This is a genomic window from Bradyrhizobium sp. NAS96.2, assembly GCF_001908235.1.
Classification (GTDB): Bacteria; Pseudomonadota; Alphaproteobacteria; order Rhizobiales; family Xanthobacteraceae; genus Bradyrhizobium.
In genome coordinates, this window is sequence record NZ_LGHK01000373.1 from 1 (window position 1) to 536 (window position 536).

The window sequence follows — 536 nt, forward strand, 5'->3', positions numbered from 1 at the left end:
CGGTCCCCTCAGCTTTGTGAAAGAATGTCGGATCCGCGCGGAGCGGATCGATTTTCTTGCATGGTGAAAGTCGGGCACATGTGATCGTGAGGTGATCTCGCTCACGACAAGGCGCTATTGAAGCGGCACTACGTATGTACGACGGAACGAGGGAGGTTTTGATGCAGGTCAAAAAGACGGGACGATTGATGTGAACGCAACGGAGCAGTCGTGGCCGTAAGAGAGCGGTGCCTGCGAGCGCTGTTTTTGACGGAGGTCAAACTGGTGCCGACTACATGCGGTATTAGGCAGCCACTAGGGAGGCTGTCTTATGAGAAAGAACCACGCAGAGCCGGCTGCACTGGAGACGATCTATGACGTGTCGGCCGATTGGGCCAAGCGCGCCTATGTCAACGACGCCAAATATCGCGAGATGTATGCGCACTCGGTCAAGGACCCGAACGGCTTCTGGGCCGAGCACGGCAAGCGGATCGACTGGATCAAGCCCTTCACCAAGGTCGAGAACGTCTCCTTCGCGCCCGGCAACATCTCGATCA

Annotated in this window: 1 protein-coding gene; it reads left to right on the forward strand. The window is 56.9% G+C overall.

All coding sequences use genetic code 11. The features are described 5' to 3' along the window. Positions 1-310: 310 nt before the first annotated feature. Positions 311-536 (forward strand): acetyl-coenzyme A synthetase N-terminal domain-containing protein (locus tag AC628_RS41385; RefSeq protein WP_283806740.1); only part of this gene is annotated, 226 nt, incomplete at its 3' end.